17 protein-coding genes are annotated in these 19,079 nt (G+C 45.0%); 3 read left to right on the forward strand and 14 right to left on the reverse strand.

Going from position 1 to position 19,079, the window contains the following annotated elements:
* Positions 1-332 precede the first annotated feature (332 nt).
* The 3 genes from AOU00_RS00160 to AOU00_RS00170 form a co-directional block, all read right to left on the reverse strand.
* Positions 333-710 (reverse strand): VOC family protein, encoded by a 378-nt coding sequence (locus AOU00_RS00160; protein WP_069289605.1) that lies wholly within the window; start codon positions 708-710, stop codon positions 333-335.
* A gap of 62 nt (positions 711-772) precedes the next feature.
* Positions 773-1,615 carry a helix-turn-helix transcriptional regulator gene (locus AOU00_RS00165; protein ID WP_069289606.1) on the reverse strand — a complete coding sequence of 281 codons (843 nt, stop codon included), beginning with the start codon at positions 1,613-1,615 and terminating at the stop codon, positions 773-775.
* Positions 1,616-1,840: 225 nt separating this feature from the next.
* A complete protein-coding gene (locus tag AOU00_RS00170) occupies positions 1,841-2,494 on the reverse strand; it encodes a GntR family transcriptional regulator (RefSeq protein WP_069289607.1) in 654 nt (217 codons plus the stop codon).
* Between the two features lie 162 nt (positions 2,495-2,656).
* On the opposite strand from AOU00_RS00170, the gene uxuA reads away from it, so the two are divergent.
* Positions 2,657-3,733 (forward strand): mannonate dehydratase, encoded by a 1,077-nt coding sequence (gene uxuA / locus AOU00_RS00175; RefSeq protein WP_069289608.1) that lies wholly within the window; start codon positions 2,657-2,659, stop codon positions 3,731-3,733.
* Positions 3,734-5,341 (forward strand): mannitol dehydrogenase family protein, encoded by a 1,608-nt coding sequence (locus AOU00_RS00180; RefSeq protein WP_069289609.1) that lies wholly within the window; start codon positions 3,734-3,736, stop codon positions 5,339-5,341.
* 252 nt (positions 5,342-5,593) lie between these two features.
* On the opposite strand, the gene AOU00_RS00185 is transcribed toward AOU00_RS00180, so the two are convergent.
* The 11 genes from AOU00_RS00185 to AOU00_RS00235 all read right to left on the reverse strand — a co-directional run bounded on the left by AOU00_RS00185 (position 5,594) and on the right by AOU00_RS00235 (position 16,584).
* On the reverse strand, positions 5,594-6,592 hold the full coding sequence (locus tag AOU00_RS00185) for an NADP-dependent oxidoreductase (protein ID WP_069289610.1): 999 nt from the start codon (positions 6,590-6,592) through the stop codon (positions 5,594-5,596).
* Between the two features lie 179 nt (positions 6,593-6,771).
* The gene (locus AOU00_RS00190; protein WP_237166249.1) at positions 6,772-7,068 is read right to left on the reverse strand and encodes a hypothetical protein; all 297 of its coding nucleotides are present in this window, start codon (positions 7,066-7,068) and stop codon (positions 6,772-6,774) included.
* 88 nt (positions 7,069-7,156) lie between these two features.
* A complete protein-coding gene (locus AOU00_RS00195; RefSeq protein ID WP_061828334.1) occupies positions 7,157-7,909 on the reverse strand; it encodes an SDR family NAD(P)-dependent oxidoreductase in 753 nt (250 codons plus the stop codon).
* Between the two features lie 309 nt (positions 7,910-8,218).
* The gene (locus AOU00_RS00200; protein ID WP_061828333.1) at positions 8,219-8,791 is read right to left on the reverse strand and encodes a TetR/AcrR family transcriptional regulator; all 573 of its coding nucleotides are present in this window, start codon (positions 8,789-8,791) and stop codon (positions 8,219-8,221) included.
* 100 nt (positions 8,792-8,891) lie between these two features.
* Entirely contained in the window at positions 8,892-9,929 is a 1,038-nt protein-coding gene (locus AOU00_RS00205; RefSeq protein ID WP_069289611.1) for an aldo/keto reductase, read from the reverse strand.
* Between the two features lie 299 nt (positions 9,930-10,228).
* Positions 10,229-11,335 (reverse strand): Gfo/Idh/MocA family protein, encoded by a 1,107-nt coding sequence (locus AOU00_RS00210; protein ID WP_069289612.1) that lies wholly within the window; start codon positions 11,333-11,335, stop codon positions 10,229-10,231.
* A gap of 249 nt (positions 11,336-11,584) precedes the next feature.
* Complete coding sequence (locus tag AOU00_RS00215) at positions 11,585-12,313, reverse strand: ThuA domain-containing protein (RefSeq protein ID WP_061828330.1); 729 nt, start codon at positions 12,311-12,313, stop codon at positions 11,585-11,587.
* A gap of 36 nt (positions 12,314-12,349) precedes the next feature.
* Complete coding sequence (locus AOU00_RS00220) at positions 12,350-13,522, reverse strand: Gfo/Idh/MocA family protein (protein ID WP_069289613.1); 1,173 nt, start codon at positions 13,520-13,522, stop codon at positions 12,350-12,352.
* A 52-nt stretch (positions 13,523-13,574) separates the two neighbouring features.
* The gene (locus AOU00_RS00225; RefSeq protein ID WP_172828242.1) at positions 13,575-14,630 is read right to left on the reverse strand and encodes a LacI family DNA-binding transcriptional regulator; all 1,056 of its coding nucleotides are present in this window, start codon (positions 14,628-14,630) and stop codon (positions 13,575-13,577) included.
* Positions 14,631-14,749: 119 nt separating this feature from the next.
* Positions 14,750-15,607, reverse strand: a complete 858-nt coding sequence (locus tag AOU00_RS00230) for a GRP family sugar transporter (RefSeq protein WP_061828328.1) — start codon at positions 15,605-15,607, stop codon at positions 14,750-14,752.
* 137 nt (positions 15,608-15,744) lie between these two features.
* On the reverse strand, positions 15,745-16,584 hold the full coding sequence (locus AOU00_RS00235; RefSeq protein ID WP_069289614.1) for an AraC family transcriptional regulator: 840 nt from the start codon (positions 16,582-16,584) through the stop codon (positions 15,745-15,747).
* Between the two features lie 243 nt (positions 16,585-16,827).
* On the opposite strand from AOU00_RS00235, the gene AOU00_RS00240 reads away from it, so the two are divergent.
* Entirely contained in the window at positions 16,828-19,062 is a 2,235-nt protein-coding gene (locus tag AOU00_RS00240) for an alpha-galactosidase (RefSeq protein WP_069289615.1), read from the forward strand.
* Positions 19,063-19,079: the final 17 nt, after the last annotated feature.

Here is a 19,079-nt window from a genome sequence, read left to right on the forward strand (position 1 = left end):
CTATCCAGGTTCTTTTTTGATTTTCCACTATCATTAGTCAAATCCAAAAACCGTGGCTCGAGCTGAACTCAGTTACTGCATAGTTCCATATCGGTTCTATGCAGCCTAAAGAAATCCTGAAGTGGCGTCAGGTTCTTATTGAGCTAACCTACCCGTTAGTTCAGCGAACGAAGCACGTATAGTGAACCTCTTATATTTTTCCGTTACTTCTCAACTTCATCCCGTTACCCCTCTGTTGAGAGTATTTTTTAAATTTGTTCGAACTATTTGCCCGTTAATTGAAAAAAACGGCAGCCGATCGTTGTGTGCGGCAGCCGTAATTTTAAACCAAATCAAGCGACCAAACTGATCAAATTGCCATCAGGGTCCTTTATGATCGCATAACGCTCGCCCCAAGGTGTATCGTTCGGTTCAAAATGCCCCTCATATCCCTGTACTGTCAATCGGCTATACGATTCATCCAGCGCTTCCTTACTGTCAAACTGGAAAGCGATCTCCATCCGATAACCGGCAGGCTTCTGCTGATCGCCTAGAATCATCTGTGCCGATTCCCAAGTATCAAAAGAAAGAATAACATCGTTGTATGCTACTTCTATATGATGTTCTTCATTTACCCTTTCCGGTATTTCTAAGCCTAATGTCCGATAAAAATCCAAGGACCTCTTCATCTCTTTTACGAAAATCGATAATCTTTTTAACTTAACTGCCATGCTTCACAACTCCTATCCAGTGGTATGATTATTCACCTCCATTGTATCGATCATATAGACTGTTAAATAGGAAAAATCGGACTCTTTTGTCTCTTACTTATCAAGCTTTTAAGAGACAATCCATAATATTGCTTAAATGTATTGGTAAAATGTGACTCATCGTAATAGCCGTATTTGAGCGAAAGATCCACTAAACTGGAATAACCGCCCTGAAAAAAATCTTGCAGCGTGCTTTGAAACCGAATTATTCCAAGCATCTCTTTCGGACTTAAGCCCAGCTCCTGATCAAATACCCTTCTAAGATGCCGTTCACTAAAGTGAACTTGATTGGCCAAATTCGTTACGGATAAATTCCCTTTTCGGCCATAAATAATCTGCAAGCTTTGATACACAAGTGGAGGAATTGCCATATCGCTAGTCGCCAGCATTCGGACCAAATGATGTTCAGCAACCGCAAGAATTTCGGAGATCGTAGTGGCTGATAAGATTTCTTCTACCCAATACATTTCTTCTAAACCCAATACATCATCCAAGTAGATACGCTTTCCCTTAAACGCCGAAAGAGGTGTCTTAAGAATAGAACGAGCTGATTCCGAATATATCCGAATACCAAATAGTGAACGAGGTTCAGAAAACTGCAGTAATTCTGATCGAGTTGTAGGACCCACAATGTAGGCAGCCTTTCGGCTGAATGGAGAAAGAAGATTCACGACAATATCGACACAGCCATCCGGTATAACTCGATGCCAAAGCTTGTCTGGAACAGGACGATAATCCATTGTCCAAAAGGAAGCCACATGTGATTCCAATTGAGGACTCGCTGGATACTCCCGACAGTTATACCATGGCTGTTGTAGCTCCGGTTGCAATTTGGGAGAGTGGACGGGTTGGAATGAATGAGTCATCTAGATCCCTCCTTAATCAAGTTTAACTAGTAATATCAAGCATTTTCAGGTATCTGGCCTCTTTTTAAGTTACATCATAGTTGGTTCCTAGGAGAGTCTGCAGTCTTATTTACAATAAATTTGATTAAGCTGTCACATTATTCTATGAGTGTATTCAAGGAGGATTTCACCTGACATGTATACAAGGACGACAACTCCTGTACATGTTAATTTGAGCTAGCTGCCTTATTTCTTGATATAATCAGCGAACTTCCGGAGAAAATCGAGCGAATGGATATCCTCTCTGAGATGATGATGAACCAGACCATCCATTTTAGTTGTTTCCTTATTCAGCATGTATTCAAGCATAGCTTGATGCTCATGCCAGATGCCTATCAGCTTCCCTGTTTCCAGCATATGCAGCTTGCGATATCTGATATAGTGAACATTCGACTGCTGAATGAGCTGCCAAAGAAACCCCCGCCCCACCAATTGGAACATGGTTTGGTGGAACTGATCATCCAAACTGAGGAATTGATCCGTAGCATGGTCTTCTTCAATCACAGCTCTCTGTCTGTCCAGAATATCGCTCAGCTTCTGTACATCACTTAATGCAATTTGCGAAGAAAGCTCCTTCATAATCTCCTTTTCCAATGCGCTTCTTAAGTAAATAATTTGTTCAACGGACTCCAGATCAATATAGGACACAATGTTCCCCTTCTTGGGATAAATATCAATGTAGGACTCAAGCGCAAGCCACTTCAATACATCGCGTAGCGGAGTTCTGGACAGCTGGAAGCGTTCTGATAAAGTCGTCTCGCTGAGAAGGGTACCCGGCTTTAAGGTCAGTGACAAAATATCTTTTTTCAACAGTTGCATGATTTCTTCTTTTGTAAACATATCATTCCTACCTTCACTTTATAAATCTAGTAGACTTATTATAAAGCATTTTGAGGTGACGGACTCCTCTGAGATTATCATTGACAAGAACAAACCCTATAATTTATGATCAACTCAATCTTGTATACAAGATAGATGGAATATAATCAGGGAGGTATCGTTATGAATATGACCTGGAGATGGTATGGGGAAGGCAACGACAATATTACACTGGATCATATCCGGCAAATTCCGGGAGTTATGGGCATTGTCTGGTCTTTACATGATAAGGTAGCCGGTGAAGTATGGGAAATGGAGCGAATTCAGGAGGTAGCTGATCAGATTACGAGCAAGGGCTTTAGTACGGCGGTCGTAGAAAGTGTAAATGTCCACGATGATATCAAAATCGGCCTACCATCCCGCGATCAATATATTGACATTTATATCGACACCATTCGAAAATTAGCCAAAGTGGGAGTTAAGGTGATTTGCTATAACTTTATGCCTGTCTTTGACTGGACCAGAACAGAGCTGTACAAGGAACTGCCTGACGGGTCCAACGCCCTCTTTTATGAAAAGGCTGCCATTACCGATGATCCCCGCCAAATGGTGGATCGGATTCTCAAGGGAGCTGGGAAGTTCACCATGCCTGGCTGGGAACCGGAACGGTTGGCGAGACTGGATGAACTTTTTGCTGCTTATGCGGATGTCACAGAAGACAAGTTGTTTGACAACCTGAAGTATTTTCTTGAGCGCATCATCCCGGTCTGCGAGGAGGTTGACATCAAGATGGCCATTCATCCTGATGATCCGGCATGGCCCATCTTCGGATTGCCGAGAATTGTTCGTAGTCGTGAGACCATCCAGCGCATCCTAGATGCAGTGAACAGCCCATATAATGGTCTGACCTTCTGCACAGGCTCACTGGGGAGCAATCCTGAGAATGATTTGCCAACCATGATTCGAGAGTTTCATGATCGTATTCATTTTGCGCATATTCGTAATGTCAAGGTGTTTGAGAATGGCGACTTTATTGAAGTGTCACACCGCGGGAAGGATGGAAGCGTCGATGTACCGGAAGTAGTTAGAGCTTATCACGAGAACGGCTATCAGGGATATGTACGCCCGGATCACGGCAGACATCTATGGGGGGAAGAAAAGAATTGTCGACCTGGCTACGGTTTGTATGACCGTGCACTGGGGGTTATGTACTTGCTTGGTGTCTGGGATAGTCTCTCTCAAGGCAAAGGAGTGAAATAAATGCTCCAACTTGACCGGCAAGGCCTTTCAGACAAAGCGGCCTGGCGAGCAGCAGGCATTGAACTGCCGAAATATGATCTGGAGCTTGTAGCCAATAACACCCGAGTTAGACCGCAATGGGTGCATTTCGGCGCAGGCAATATTTTTCGTGGGTTGATAGCCAATGCGCAGCAACAACTGCTGAATAACTTGAAAGCGGATACAGGTATTATTGCGGCCGAAGCCTTTGATTTTGAAATGATCGACAAAGCTTATAAGCCTTACGACAATCTAACCTTACTGGTGTTGATGAGTGCAGACGGAAGATTTCACAAGAGCGTGGTCGCAAGCATTGTTGAGGGACTCGCAGCAGAGCAAAATCGTCCAGACGACTACCTCCGTCTGATTGAAATATTTGAGAATCCGTCCCTGCAGATGGCCAGCTTTACTGTCACGGAAAAAGGATACGCCCTGACCGGGCCCGACGGCAAGTATCTGGCTGTTGTGCAGAGGGATTTGACGAATGGTCCTGAACAGCCGATGCATGTGATGAGCCTGGCTACTTCGCTTGCCTATCGGCGTTATCTGAGAGGGCGGCATCCAATGACCTTTGTGAGCATGGATAATTGCTCCCATAACGGCGATCTGTTAAAGGATAGTATGATTGCCATCGCCAAGGAGTGGGCTCGCAGAGGCCTGGTAGAGGAAGGATTTGCAGACTATCTGCAGAATGAGGAGAAAATAACCTTCCCCTTGACCATGATTGACAAAATCACCCCCCGCCCTTCCTTGCAAGTACAGTCTGCTCTTCGGAAGCTGGGGTTAGCTGACATGGAGATGATCGTTACCTCCAGGCATACGTATACGGCTCCCTTTGTCAATGCTGAGGTTAGCGAGTATTTGGTCATTGAAGACAAGTTTACGAACGGGAGACCTGCACTGGAGGAAGCTGGCATCATCTTCACGAATCGGGATACGGTGGACAAAGTGGAGAAGATGAAAGTCACTACCTGTCTTAATCCGCTGCATACAGCGCTGGCCCTCGCTGGGTGTCTGCTTGGGTATGAGCTCATTGCAGATGAAATGAAGGATCAGGCATTGCGTCGTCTGGTGGAAACCATCGGCTACAAGGAAGGCTTACCTGTTGTAATTGATCCCGGAATTATCGAACCGAAACCATTTATTGACGAAGTATTGCAGGAACGCTTCGCCAATCCCTATATTCCGGATACGCCACAGCGGATTGCAACAGATACGTCTCAAAAGATGAGCATCCGTTTTGGGGAAACCATAAAGTCTTATGCTAGCACAGCAGGGCTTGATCCTACGAACTTGACTGCTATCCCCTTGACCATTGCGATCTGGTGTCGCTATTTGCTGGGAGTGGATGATCAAGGAGAACCCTTCACACTCAGTCCGGACCCGTTACTGGATACGTTGCAGGGATATTTGCAGAATACGAAGCTGGGCGATCAGACCTCCGAGGTTCGCTGCCTCCTCGAGGATGACAAACTGTTCGGTGTCCGATTATATGAAATTGGTCTGGGCGACAAGATTGAAGCCATGTTTCATGAAATGCTGGCAGGTCCCGGAGCAGTCCGAAGCACGATAGAGAAGTATGTGAACTAGAACTTACATTAATGCAATCCCCCCTGCCAGAAACTTTAGTCAGGGGGATTGCATTAATGAGAACCAATTTTCTAAATAATCAAATCCCACATGACTAATCATCTGTTCTTCTCTCCTTTTTTGGCTTCGCAAAGTAATATCAAATCCCGGGTTGCTCCACCCGCGAATACCGTTTTTCAACTCTCTAGAATGCACGTTTTAGAAACAAGTAGTAGAATGAACATTCTAGTATCATGAAAAATGTAATATTACTTAGAAGGTCACAATCACTTTGCCTTGGGAGTGGCCCGTTGACACTTTAATCAACGCTTTGTTAATGTCATCAAACGTATAAGTTGAATCTATAGAGGGCTTGATATTTTCTTTTTCAACAAGTATAGTGATTTCTTGTAATTGACTTCCATTGGCTTGCACAAATAAAAAGCGATATTCATTTTGATTCTTACGTGCTAAAGAATCTAAGCGAGCACCCACTAGACCAAACAATGCTTTTTTCCACATTGGAAAATGATTGTCAACCGCAAAGCGATAATTAGGTCCGGCTTTCAATGATACCAATTTCCCTTGTGGTTTTAAAATACCCAGTTCAGCTTTGATCTCTTTGGTACCCAAGGTGTCGATCACATAATCGATATCGGACAGTATGTTAGCATAATTCTCTGCCTTATAATTTATGAATTGATCAGCCCCGATCGACAGTATACGTGATCTGCCTCTTTCACTTCCACTTGTAATAACAAATAATCCCAGTGATTTGGCAATGGGGATTGCCATAGCGCCAAATCCTCCGGTTCCTCCAGGAATGAATAGCTTTTTATTCGGCTGGACATGGAGTACATCGTGCAATGCTTGATAAGCAGTCAAGGCAGTAAGGGGTACAGCAGCAGCTTCAATAAAAGATAGATTTTCAGGCATGATGGATAAAGCATCTTCATTTACGGCCGCATACTCAGCAAAAGCACCGATTTTATTAAGCGGCAACCTCGTATAAACAGGGTCACCAACCTTAAAATTCAAAACATCATCACCAACAGCTTCAATAACCCCAGATAGTTCATTCCCTAAAGTTAATGGCAACTTATAGTCGGCAATCATCCGAACACTGCCATTCAGATTAAGAATGTCCAGTGGATTTACACCTGCAGCTTTTACTTTGATAAGTACCTCATGGCTATTGATCTGTGGTATGTTTACATCATTTAATTCCACATGGATTATTTTTGAATATTTCTGTACTTGTGCTGCTCTCATATTCATCCTCTTCCTTTGCTAATTTGGAGATAGCATAACCATGAACGCAATCGAGCTTTTAGGTTGACCCGCTCGCTATACCATTATTTACTAAATGTGTTTTTTTGAAAACATCGAACATCTTAGACTAAAAACATGGCGTACAATTTTCAGTAGTACGCCGTGTTTCAGCCTTTATGTTATTGTAGACCCTCTTGCGATTCTAATTCTTCCATCGTAGGATAATCCGTGTAACCTTTACTTCCCAAACCAAAGAATGTTGACTGATCTGCTTCATTTAGTTGCGCACCTTTTTGAAGTCGTTCCACTAAATCTGGATTGGCTAATGACCATACACCAACAGGCACCAAATCAGCAAGGCCACTTTCTATATCCAAGCTAAGATCTTCTAGAGCTCGTCCAGCACGATTGACTAACAATGGATTCGTCCAGATTGAGCGAATGTCTTGGAGCAGCTTTTCATTTCCAAGATGCATAACATGAAGGTAAGCTAAATCCAATTGAGCTAATTCCGTTACAAGGTAGCGATAAAGTTCAGGATCTCCACGGATATATGAATTGAATTTAAAATTCTGAAATGATTGGATAGATTTGGCCTCTCAGGTTGAAATCATAGTTCTTGTCTACAATACCTACCACTTCGTTGTTATCATAAAGATCCACCATGAAGCCCGCCATTTGTTTGGCAGTGTGGTACTTAGGCATGTTTGCTTTGTAATCAAATTCTTCAGTATCTAATGATTTCTTCACGAATTCCGTTTCCGTTATAGATGGTGCTAAAACCTTTGCTTTTAGTTTTGCACCTTTCATTTCTAGTTCTTTTGCAAGGCCTTCTGTGAAGGCACTAACGTAATATTTAGATGCAGAATAAGCAACACTCCCAACAGCAATGGCATATCCGAGTGCGGATGAGACGTTAATTAACTGAGTTCCTTCTACATCAGCATAATCTCGTACATATAGTGTAGAAAGGATCGTCAAGGTTTCAATGTTAACACGTAGCATAGTTTCAACTTTATCTAAATTCTGTTCTGCTACAAAAGAAGCTTCACCGAGCCCCGCATTGTTAATCCAGGTCTCAATTTGGTATTCCTTTAAATTGTTATATAGTGTATAGGCCTGATCTGTAACAGACAGGTCACTTGTACGAACAATAACATTTATAGTAGGATCCATATCCAGAATTGCTGATTTGAGTTCTTCTAATTTATCCAATCTTCTAGCTACCAAGATTAAGTTTTTGCCACGTGCAGCAAACGCCAATGCCGTTTCATATCCAATCCCTGAACTTGCTCCTGTAATAACTGTATACTTCATAATATTCTCTCCTTCATAACATGCAGATTAGTGTAAATGAGTTTTAAAAATGGTTTTAGAACGATCATTCTTATTAGGGTAAAAAAAAGTTAGATCTAACTTGCTATTAGCATATCAATTTTAGAACGAACAGTAAAGAATTTTTTTATGACTAAAATTTTAATTTTGGAGCGGTATTCCTTGACTTGTATGAGGCATAAGATACAAGTTCTTTCTTTCATTAAAGGGACAAGAAAAAACTTGTATCACGGAAACAAACAGTCCTCCATTTAGGTGACTCCTTTTGCCTGTCATGCTGTAATTCCACTTTTAATCTAAAGCGGTCAGTGTCACATCAATAATATTCTTTAATTTTTGCTGATCCGTTGTTGTCTTAACCAACGTACGTAGCCCTAACCACGCATTCATTAAATAATGAGAAATAACTACAGGATCCAAGTCAGCCTTGAACTCACCCGATTGTTGACCCTTCAGAACAAGGTTAGTCAAGAGTTCCTCAGTTCGCGAATAACTCTCATCAACTAAGGATGCAACTTCAGGATCCAACACGCCGAGTTCCACGCCTGAATTCACGAGAAAACACCCTAGAGGTTCTCCTTCATTTCTTACTGTCGCCTCAAACAACTCCCGAATTAATTCTTTGATCGGTTTTTGTTTTTCAATCAGAAACCTCATTTTACTGGTCTGCTTCGTTTCATATCGTTCGAGAGCTTTCATAAATAAGGCATGCTTATCCCCAAAGGTATCATAGATACTTCTTCGGTGAATGCCCATAAACTCAACCAAATCTTGCATTGAAGTTTTCTCATATCCTTGTGCCCAAAACAGGTGTATTGCTTTATCTAATACTTCATTAACTTCAAATTCTTTTGATCTTGCCATCGTCATCACCTCGAATAATCATTATACAATGTAGTGAAGGATCGGCAAACTAGATTTAAAAAAAGTGAATACATTACAGGTATGAGGTCTATCTATATATTTAACCCAGGATTCTTCGTTTGTCTGCTTGTAACCAATCAGGCGTCCATCCTTTTTCCAGGGCATCCAGGGTTACTCCTGGCGGAACGATAGCATCTATCGCATCCAGGATATCAGTGCTTAATCGGATGTCGCTGCCTTTTAACGTTTCACGAAGTTGCTCAATTGTTCTTGCCCCCACTATAGCAGAAGTAACTGACGAATGAGCTTGTGTAAATGCCATGGCAAGATGTGGCAAAGTTAATCCTGCTTCATTTGCAAGGGTTTGGAGCTTAGCAACGGCTTCGAACTTGATGCGATTTTCTTCTCGATTCGGATCTACAACAGTTGAAAGTTTCCCTAGAGAACTTGCTGCTCTTGAATCTGGGGCAACAGCTTCTCCCGAGCGGTATTTTCCCGTTAGTAGACCACCCGAAAGTGGGCTCCAAACCATTACGCCCATTCCGTATTTAGCGGTTGCAGCAAGCAAATCGAATTCGATGCTTCGATTCAATATGGAATACGGGGCTTGCTCGGATACAAAGCGTGCGGTATTTTTGCGTTCGCTAGTCCATTGTGCTTCGGTCACTTGCCATGCCTGAAAATTGGATGTACCAATATAGCGAATCTTCCCTTCACGAACCAGGTCCGTAAGTGCGTCAAGACTCTCTTCAATGTCAGTATGGAGATCTGGCTGATGTAGTTGGTACAAATCGATAAAGTCCGTTTGCAACCTTCTCAAGCTTCCCTCTACTGCACGCTTAATCCAATATTTCGAGTTACCGGATTGATTAAGCCCAGTGCCCATGGGCATTCCGCCTTTCGTGGCCAGAATAACATCCTGTCTGCGTCCTTTTAGGATGTGACCCAGAATTTCTTCGGATTGACCACTTGAATAGACATCCGCTGTATCGATCAGATTAATGCCTCCAGCCAAAGCCTCATCTAACATGACTGCAGCTTCTTTCTCCGTATTGTTGCCCCAAAAACCAAAAGTACCTGTACCTAATACAAAACTGCTTATTTTAAGGCCTGTATTTCCTAATACACGATATTCCATGTTCAATCCATCCCTTCTCCATCTGCTATAATTAGAATGGTCGTTCTAATATTCGCAGAAGAGTCCACGGCAAGATCTCACACCACTCCTCATAACTCTTGGCTTCTTATCCGTGTATTCCTCCTACGCCAACAATATAACATATTTAGAATGATCGGTAAAGAATGATTTTATGCCCGAAATTAAGATCCTTCCTGAAAATGAACTAAGAAGACTCCAAAACCGCGGTCAAAACGGAGCTGAAGTCTTCTATTCAATAGAAATGAACATTCAAAGCGGGATGTAAAATTTACATTAGTTTACGCATCTAACGTATACAAGGGCAGGTTTTCCGGTAAAGCCGCCGGGCGCAGACATGTGCTCTGCATGGGATAGAAGGTCTGCTGATCGGAGGAATCGTGGAACGCCCACATCGCCTCCAGCACATGATAAGCCAATTCACCACTAGCGCGGTGAGGCCGTCCGCTGCGGATAGCGTAAGCCATATCGGCAACGCCGATGCCCCGTGTATTCTCCTGGTAGCCCGGCAGCAGCGGTACCTCTGTCCATTCTTGCTCGCCTAGCAGCCTGTAGCGAACTGGTCCTCCGAACGTGTTCGGGTCAGGCACCTGTAGCGTCCCCTGAGTGCCGTATACCTCGATCGGTGGCAGAGTGCTTCCACCAAAGATGTCAAAGCTGGTAATGAGCGTACCGACAGCCCCCTGCTTGAAACGCAGCAATCCGGCCACATGGGTCGGTATATCGACCGGGATGGTCTGGCCTCTCTTTTTCTCGCTCGTAATCGTTCGCTGATCCATCGCCTTGCTTGTCATGCCCGAAATGGAAGCAATCGGACCCAGCAATTGCACCAGAGCCGTCAAATAATAAGGGCCCATATCAAACATTGGACCGCCGCCGACTGTATAATAAAATTCAGGATCAGGATGCCAATGTTCATGTCCACGGCTCATCATGAAAGCCGTAGCGGCTACCGGACTCCCAATGACTCCGTCTTCAATCAGCTTCAATGATGTCTGTATACCGGAACCGAAGAAGGTCTCTGGTGCGCAGCCGACAAGCAGCCCCTTTTGATGAGCAAGATCCAAGACAGCCTGCCCCTGCTCACGGGTGACGGCAAGTGGCTTCTCCACATAGACATGCTTGCCTGCCTCAAGAGCTCTGAGACATACGTCGGCGTGAACGCCCGGAATGGTCAAATTAATGATGAGTTCGATCTCCGGATCAGCCAAAATCTCATCTACCGAATATACATGCGGAACGTTGAACGCTACCGCCTGCTCCTCTGCCCGACCTTGGTCCAGATCCGCTACTGCGTACAGCTCCAGAATGTCGAAACGATGGCAATTTTCCATGTAAATTCCGCTAATTTTACCACACCCGATAATGCCTACTTTCATTTTGTTCATGCCTAGACTCCCTTCTTCTTCAGAAAAAATGGATAATGGCATTCTTTTGTTACATCGGATACCATCCTGTCGCTGAACGGGGCTTATAAAAAATCCCATCGGGACATCATTGCATAAGAATACATACCTAACGGTCTTAGCGTCCGCCTTTTCTGTTGCCCTTCTGCATTCAGTACTTTCCGAGGATGAGGATACAGGCTGTAAAAATCTTTGTCAGATGCGCTAACGCTTCATCTATTCGTGTCCACGCTAACGCTGTTGGTTGTCTGTCATGCCTGTATAAGCCTCTGCCAGAGAGCTGCCCCGGGTGGCCACCGCCTGTTTGCCTGCTGCTGCCCACAGAAACCCGCTGCGCATCATCTCGGTCACTTGAGGCATATCTATGATATCTGCGTGATGGCCCAGCGAATTGTAGAAGACGCGGCCGTTCCCCCAGCGCTTCGTCCATACAACGGGCATATCCACTGGCCCATTGGCTGAATGGGGGCCTGGTACGATCGGAAAGCGTGTGCTTGCCAACACTTCAACTGCCGGGTCTACGTGGAGGTAATACTGCTCGCTTTTGACCTGAAAATCCTCAATATGGTCTAGAAGTGGGCTGGAGCCGCGCTTCATGTTCACCATGTACTCTACGCCGTCATTGCCGGGATGCGCAACCCATTGCCCGCCTGTCATAAACTGCCAGTCCACGTTGTTCCGGAAGGCATCACACATGCCGCCATGGCAGCCTGTGAGACCTACGCCGCTTTGAACCGCAGCTGAAACATTATTGACCAGTTCCTGCTCAATCTGTCCCATGGTCCACATTGGAACGATCAGGTCCAGGTCAAGCAGTTTCTCAGCATCCTGGTAGGCTTCCAGGGTATTACACACTTCCACCTCGAACTGCTCTTCCTTCAAAACGCGTTCAAAAATGGCCGCCACCTGCTCCGGCTCATGTCCGTTCCATCCACCCCATACAATCAGTGCCTTGCGCATCTGTAATCCACTCACCTTTCGGAATGTATTGTTATACTACATTTCTTCAATGGATACCCAGCGACGTTCCTCTATGGATCGTTCTACCGCTTCAAGCACAGCCTGACAAGCAACACCGTCACGGAAGTTCGGCGACGGTTGCCGTCCTTCAGAGATGGCACTCAACATCTCAAGCATCTCATGGGTGAAGGTATGTTCGAATCCAATCGTATGTCCTGCAGGCCACCAGGCTTCGGAGTACTTGTGTGCCGGATCGGTGGCGAGTACGCGGCGAAAGCCCTGAACGTCCTCCTCATCCTGTGTGAAATACACTTCCAGTTCGTTCATTCGTTCAAAGTCAAACCGCACACTGCCTAGGCTACCGTTGATCTCGAATGAATTTGTGCTCCGATGTCCGGCAGCAAAACGTGTGGCCTCGAAGCTGCCCAGCGCACCTCCGGCGAAGCGTGCCAGGAACAACGTGGCATCATCGACTGTCACTTCTCCCATCGGAGCATTTGCTTCAGTGCTCCTTATGGAGCTCAACCCGCTCATCTCCAAAGCCAACGGGCGCTGTTTGATGAATGTCTCGCTCATGCCGATCACTTCATGGAACTCGCCGACCAAGAAGCGAGCGAGATCAATCAGATGGGCGCCAAGATCACCATGAGAGCCAGAACCGGCCACTTCTTTTTGCAGCCGCCATACCAGGGGGAAGGACGGGTCCATGATCCAGTCTTGAAGAAAGAAGGCACGGAAATGATAAATTTTGCCTAGGCGTCCGCTCTCGACTAGCTGCTTAGCCAGCTGGACAGCCGGAGAAAAACGGTAGTTGAAGCCTACCATATGTCTGACCCCTGCTTCCTCTGCTACCTGCAGCATGTCACGTGAATCCGCCAGTGAGAGCGCAAGTGGCTTCTCACAGAATAGATGCTTGCCATGAAGGGCTGCCTCAACGACAATTTCCTTATGGGCATTACTCGGGGCGTTAATGTCAATGAGGTCAATATCGTTACGTTTCACTAGACCACGCCAATCCGTAACACTTTCGGTCCAGCCGTACTGGCGGGCAGCTGCCTGAACCCCCTGCTCGTTGCGTCCACAGATAACGGACATCTCTGGCTGCAGCGGGGCATCTGGGAAGAACATGGGTAGACTACGGTAAGCGTTGCTGTGAGCCTTGCCCATAAATTTGTAGCCAACCATTCCGATACGAAGACGATTAGACATGTCGTGATCCTCCTTATGGGTCTGAGTTTCAACGAATTTTTGACGCATGGTGTTATGGACGAATGGATGACGCCCTGACAATCAGCTCTGTGGACAGGAGTTCTCTTATCGAGTCGCGCCCGGTTAGTTCCAGGGCTGGAATAAGATTCAGAGAATCGGGTATAAGCTTCGAGGCTGCAAGCTCCCCCATCTCATAAAAAGGTACGCGGACACTGCTTAGCGGCGGAACAGCCATCTCAGCCGCATCCGAATCGTCATAGCCTACAAACGCCGGAAACCGGTCTGCTGCCAGTCCGCGCTCACGGAGACCCTGCATTACCCCGAGGGCCATCCGGTCGTTCGCCGCAAATACAGCATCAATATCATTCAATTTGTCTGCGATTGTAGCTGAGGCTTCGAGCCCGCTTCGACGGCTGTAATTACCTTCCAGAAGCAGATCGTGGTCATATTCAATACCGGCCTCCTGAAGCGCGGTACGGTAACCCTTCAATCGCTCAGTACTGTTGGAATAGATGTCCGGGCCGTTGAGAAAGGCAATCCGCTTGTATCCCTGCTCGATGAGGTGACTTACAGCCGCCCGGCTGCCTTCTACATGGTCTGCATCCACTTCACAGAACGATTGCCCTTCAAAATGGTGATTCATGACGCAGAACGGACGTCCTTCTTCCTGAAGTCTCTTTAGAGCTTCCTCCTCATCGTGGTCATCCCTGGCTCCAAGGATGATACAGGTATCGATTCTTTGCTGGCGGAAAAGAGTACTGTAATCAATCCGTTCCCCCGGCTTTCGGAACAATAGAAGCAGATCGAGCCCGCTGTCTCTGGCCTTGTTTCCGATACCGCTCAGCATCTCAGAGAAAAAATAGGCTGAGAACAGGTGCGCCTTCGGGACATAAGGCATAACTACACCAAGATGGCCACTCTTACTCCGGGCAAAGTTACGAGCCAGCGCACTGGGTACATATCCAAGCTGATTAGCTGCGTCCAGAACCCTTCTCCGCGTATCCTCTTTGATAGGACCTACTGCATTCAAGACCCGAGATACCGTCGCTTCAGACACGCCGGAAAGTTCTGCTACTTCCTTGCGCGAAACGATATTACCCACCTCCAAATCATTTTATGTACGCGCGTACATTTTCTCATGCAGCCATACCTCTGTCAATCCCCAAAAAGCGTACCCCATGGATGGATAAGCTCTTTTCGTTACTCAAAGGAAAGGGTCTCGATTCCTTAAGGCTTAAGCATACTAATCATTCCTACTCCAATCATAAGTACTGTAATTCCCGCAAGTATGCCTATCCATTCCTTTGGACTCTTCTTTTCCTTAAATATTAAAAGGCTGCCAACACAAGCAATGGCAATGCTCGCTTGAGAGATCGGAAAACTAGCCGCCATGCCGATCAGCCCGTTGGAAATAAATAATGCTAGATTCGCGATGCTCCAAACCAATCCTGTAGGTAAATTGCGAACCACCAGAGAGAATCGTAGCCGCTTTTTGCCCTTCAGGTTCATGACCATAGCTGAGCATAGCATACCGAGCGATTGCGGCAGAATAACGGATAGTCCCGATATATGAAAGAACTGATTAATAACGACATAACTACTTAACGCTAACCCCGAGCAAACCAACATTATGATAATGGGTACCGGCAAAGGCTTGGACAACCCAGCAGACTTGCCCTGATAGCTGGTTAACAGAACCCCTGCCAATATACACAGAAGAGAACCAACGCCTATCCCATATTGGTACCCTGTTATCCATTCACCCAAAATAAGTGCGGCAAATAGCGTCGTACCTATTAACTGCAGACCACAAATCACAGGAATGGCGATCGATACGCTTACTTTTTGAAAAGCTTGAAACTGAAGCAATTGTCCAGCAGCCCAGAAAATACCAGATATAAAACTTACCACAAAATGAATCGGTGCTAATGAGGTAGGGTGAATGATATACAAGCACAGGGCAAACAGCACAGCACCAATCACGGTACCTGTCAGCTGTTCTCGGGGACTGGCTTTTGTTATATGTGCCAATATCGGCATAACTCCCCAGCCAACGGCTGGAATAAAAGCAATAATGAAATCCACGTGCGGAATTCTCCTCCCGTAAAAAGTACTCTTCCTACAATTGTTGAATATGCCATGCAGGAAAAAATCTACAGTTTTACGATAGCAAAAAAAAACGCTTCTAAATACAAATATTTTTATAGATTAATATAGCAAAATCAAAGAAATTGTTTTCTATACGCACTGGGAGATATACTCATTACATTTCTAAAAGCTCGCGAAAAGGTCAATTGATCGGTATAGCCGACCGAATTTGATATGACCTGAATCGAATAGTCTGTATGTTGCAGCAGTTCGCACGCTTTTTTAATCCTAAGGTCTATCAGATATTGTTTAGGCGTTTCACCAGTCTCAAGTTTGAAAACGGAGGTCAGATAATTCTGATGTAGACCGAGGTACTCCGCTACTTCACTAATCTGGATGCCGCTGATGTAGTTTTTCTCAATAAAGTTTATCGCTTGAACCGAATAAGGAAGCTGCTCCTTTACCGACATCGTTTCTCCCAAGTCGTGCACAAGTTTGGCGAGAATATGGAATAAATACCCCTGTATAGCCAACGATGAAGAAAGTGTGTTATCTCCGATCCGCAACATCTCAAGAATCGTGGAATGAAAGAACGTAATATCTTCAATATCGATTACATAAGGGTTCTGGCTTGGAAGTGATATGTTCTGCAGGTAGATGTCGGATTTAATGCCCATAAAGCCGACCCAACAGTACTCCCAAGGCTCGGCTTCATCCGCCTGGTAATAAGCCACCCTATTGGCCGGAATTAAAAAAGCCTGTCCTTCTCCTATATCGTAATTTTTGTTGTCAATCACCAACTTACCTCGTCCTTTTAGCACAAAATGAACCAGATTAAAATCGCGGGCGATGGGTCCAAAATTCTGATTGGATAAGCAGAGCTCTGTGCCACAGTTATATAAAATCAAATCTGATATATTTTTATGCTCTGAACTGGTATACGTATCAACATATTGAATCATATTCTCGCCCATTGGCATCCTCCCCATTTTCCCAAATAAAGAACCTATGCTTGTTAATTTATCAGTATAGCATAAGTTAAGGATGACAAATATCAAGAAAAGGTTTAGCTCTAAACTATAGTTTTTTGTAAGGTTCTTTGTTTTTCCTATATTCGACTTAAAAAAAGTCATGTATTTTCTATCACTACCTTTGTTATGCTGATTTAATAATAACGCTTTCAAGTAGTTTGACATATTTTGAAAGGGGCTATGGGCATGGCTAGTCTACAAGTTAACCAAAAGGAACGGACATTTCACTTAACGAACAAATACTGCAGTTATCTTTTCCGTGTCATGGAGAACGGGCAATTGGAGCATTTATATTACGGCAAAAAAATAGAGTACCTGGGTCAATATGACCGTTTTATCGAGCGAAGCTACCGTCCCGTGTCTGTCGGTGAGTTTGATAGTGACTTGGTGACATCGTTGGAAAGTATTAAGCAGGAATTTCCTTCTGCGGGAAGTGGAGACTTTCGAGAGCCGGCAATTGAGATCATACAGGAGGACGGATCTCATATAATGGAGTTCACTTATGATCGTTACGAGGTAATCGCTGAGAAGCCTAAAATCCCCCATCTTCCAGCTACGTTTTGTAAGGAAGCACATGAAGCAGAGACACTCCTCATCACGCTGACCGATTCTCTTACAGGAGCGGTGGCCGTGCTTGCTTACACCATCTTCAGCGAACTGCCCGTGATCACGAGATCCGTATCCATAACGAATTCCGGGAATAATCCCCTGAGAGTCAACCGTCTAATGAGCCTGAGTCTTGATCTCCCTGACTCCGAATATGAAATTATTCATTTATCAGGGGCTTGGGGTAGGGAACGTCATGTGGAGCGTACACCATTGAGACCTGGGCTACAGTCGATTGGGAGCACACGAGGAATTAGTAGTCATGTTCACAACCCATTTCTGGCGCTTGCCAAACCTGGATCACAGGAACACCAAGGAGAAGTGTATGCGGTTAATCTCGTTTACAGCGGGAACTTTCTTGCTCAGGCGGAAGTGGACAGCTATTCAACTACCCGATTGATGATCGGCATTCATCCTGACAAATTCTGCTGGACCCTGAAGCCAGGAGAATGTTTTTATTCGCCTGAAGCAGTTCTGGTCTATTCTGAGAGCGGTTTAAATGGCATGAGCCAAGCATACCATAGCCTGTACAATAAACACTTAATTCGCAGCAGTTGGACCGAGCGGGAACGACCTGTATTGATCAATAACTGGGAGGGGACCTATTTTGATTTTACTGAGCAGAAAATAGTTGATATGGCAAAAAAAGCAGGTGAACTGGGGATTGAACTCTTTGTCTTGGATGACGGATGGTTCGGTCGAAGAAACAATGATACCTCTTCCCTCGGTGACTGGTTTGAAAATCCTGAAAAGCTACCGAACGGGATCTCGAATTTGGCAAAGAAGATCAATGCGCTCGGGATGAAATTCGGTCTTTGGTTCGAGCCGGAAATGGTTAACTCCGACTCTCATATTATGAGGGAGCATCCAGACTGGGTTGTGGGAACACCCGGCCGTCAACGCAAGCATGGACGCCATCAATATGTTCTTGATTATTCCCAACCGCCTGTTGTGGATTACCTGTTTAAGTTAATGGATGACGTGCTCTCTTCTGCTCGGATCGAATACGTAAAATGGGATATGAATCGCTGTATTTCAGAAGCCTATTCGTTATCTCTGGGCAAGGAAAGACAGGGCGAATTTTTTCACCGCTATGTCTTGGGTGTATATGCTTTATATGAGAAGCTGATTACCGAACACCCTGAGATTTTGTTTGAGTCCTGTGCTTCCGGTGGAGGACGGTTTGATCCAGGGATGCTTTATTATGCTCCGCAAACATGGACAAGCGACGATAGTGAGGCTATAGAACGTCTGAAGATTCAGTATGGCACTTCCATGGCCTATCCGCTTAGCAGCATGGGTGCTCATGTGTCAACCATCCCGAACCACCAGATAGGCAGAACCACACCGCTGCAAACCAGATCCAATGTCGCCTACTTTGGTATATTCGGTTATGAACTTGACCCATTGGCTTTGTCCGAAGAAGAGTGCAATGTAATTAAAAAACAAATACAAGTGTATAAACGTTACCGACGATTAATTACACAGGGAACCTTTTACCGTCTGCTAAGTCCCTTTGAAAAAAATGAGACTGCCTGGATGGTCATTGATGCAGAATGTGAGCATGCTCTCGTCGGTTGGTACCAGGTGCTCTCGCGTCCGAATCAAGCTTATTTACGACTAAAGCTAGTCGGGCTGAACGAAATGGCAGTATATTTTGTGGAAGAGCTGGGCCAACGTTTTACCGGCAGCGAGTTAATGAACATTGGACTTATACTCACCCCGCCTCATAAGGCGGGACAGGATTTTAATATTGCGGAGAAATACGATTTCTCATCTCAATTATTTACTTTAACAAAAGAGATTTCCTCATGATTGGATTATGACTTGAA

It is taken from the genome of Paenibacillus polymyxa (genome assembly GCF_001719045.1).
In the GTDB taxonomy this organism is placed as follows: domain Bacteria; phylum Bacillota; class Bacilli; order Paenibacillales; family Paenibacillaceae; genus Paenibacillus; species Paenibacillus polymyxa_B.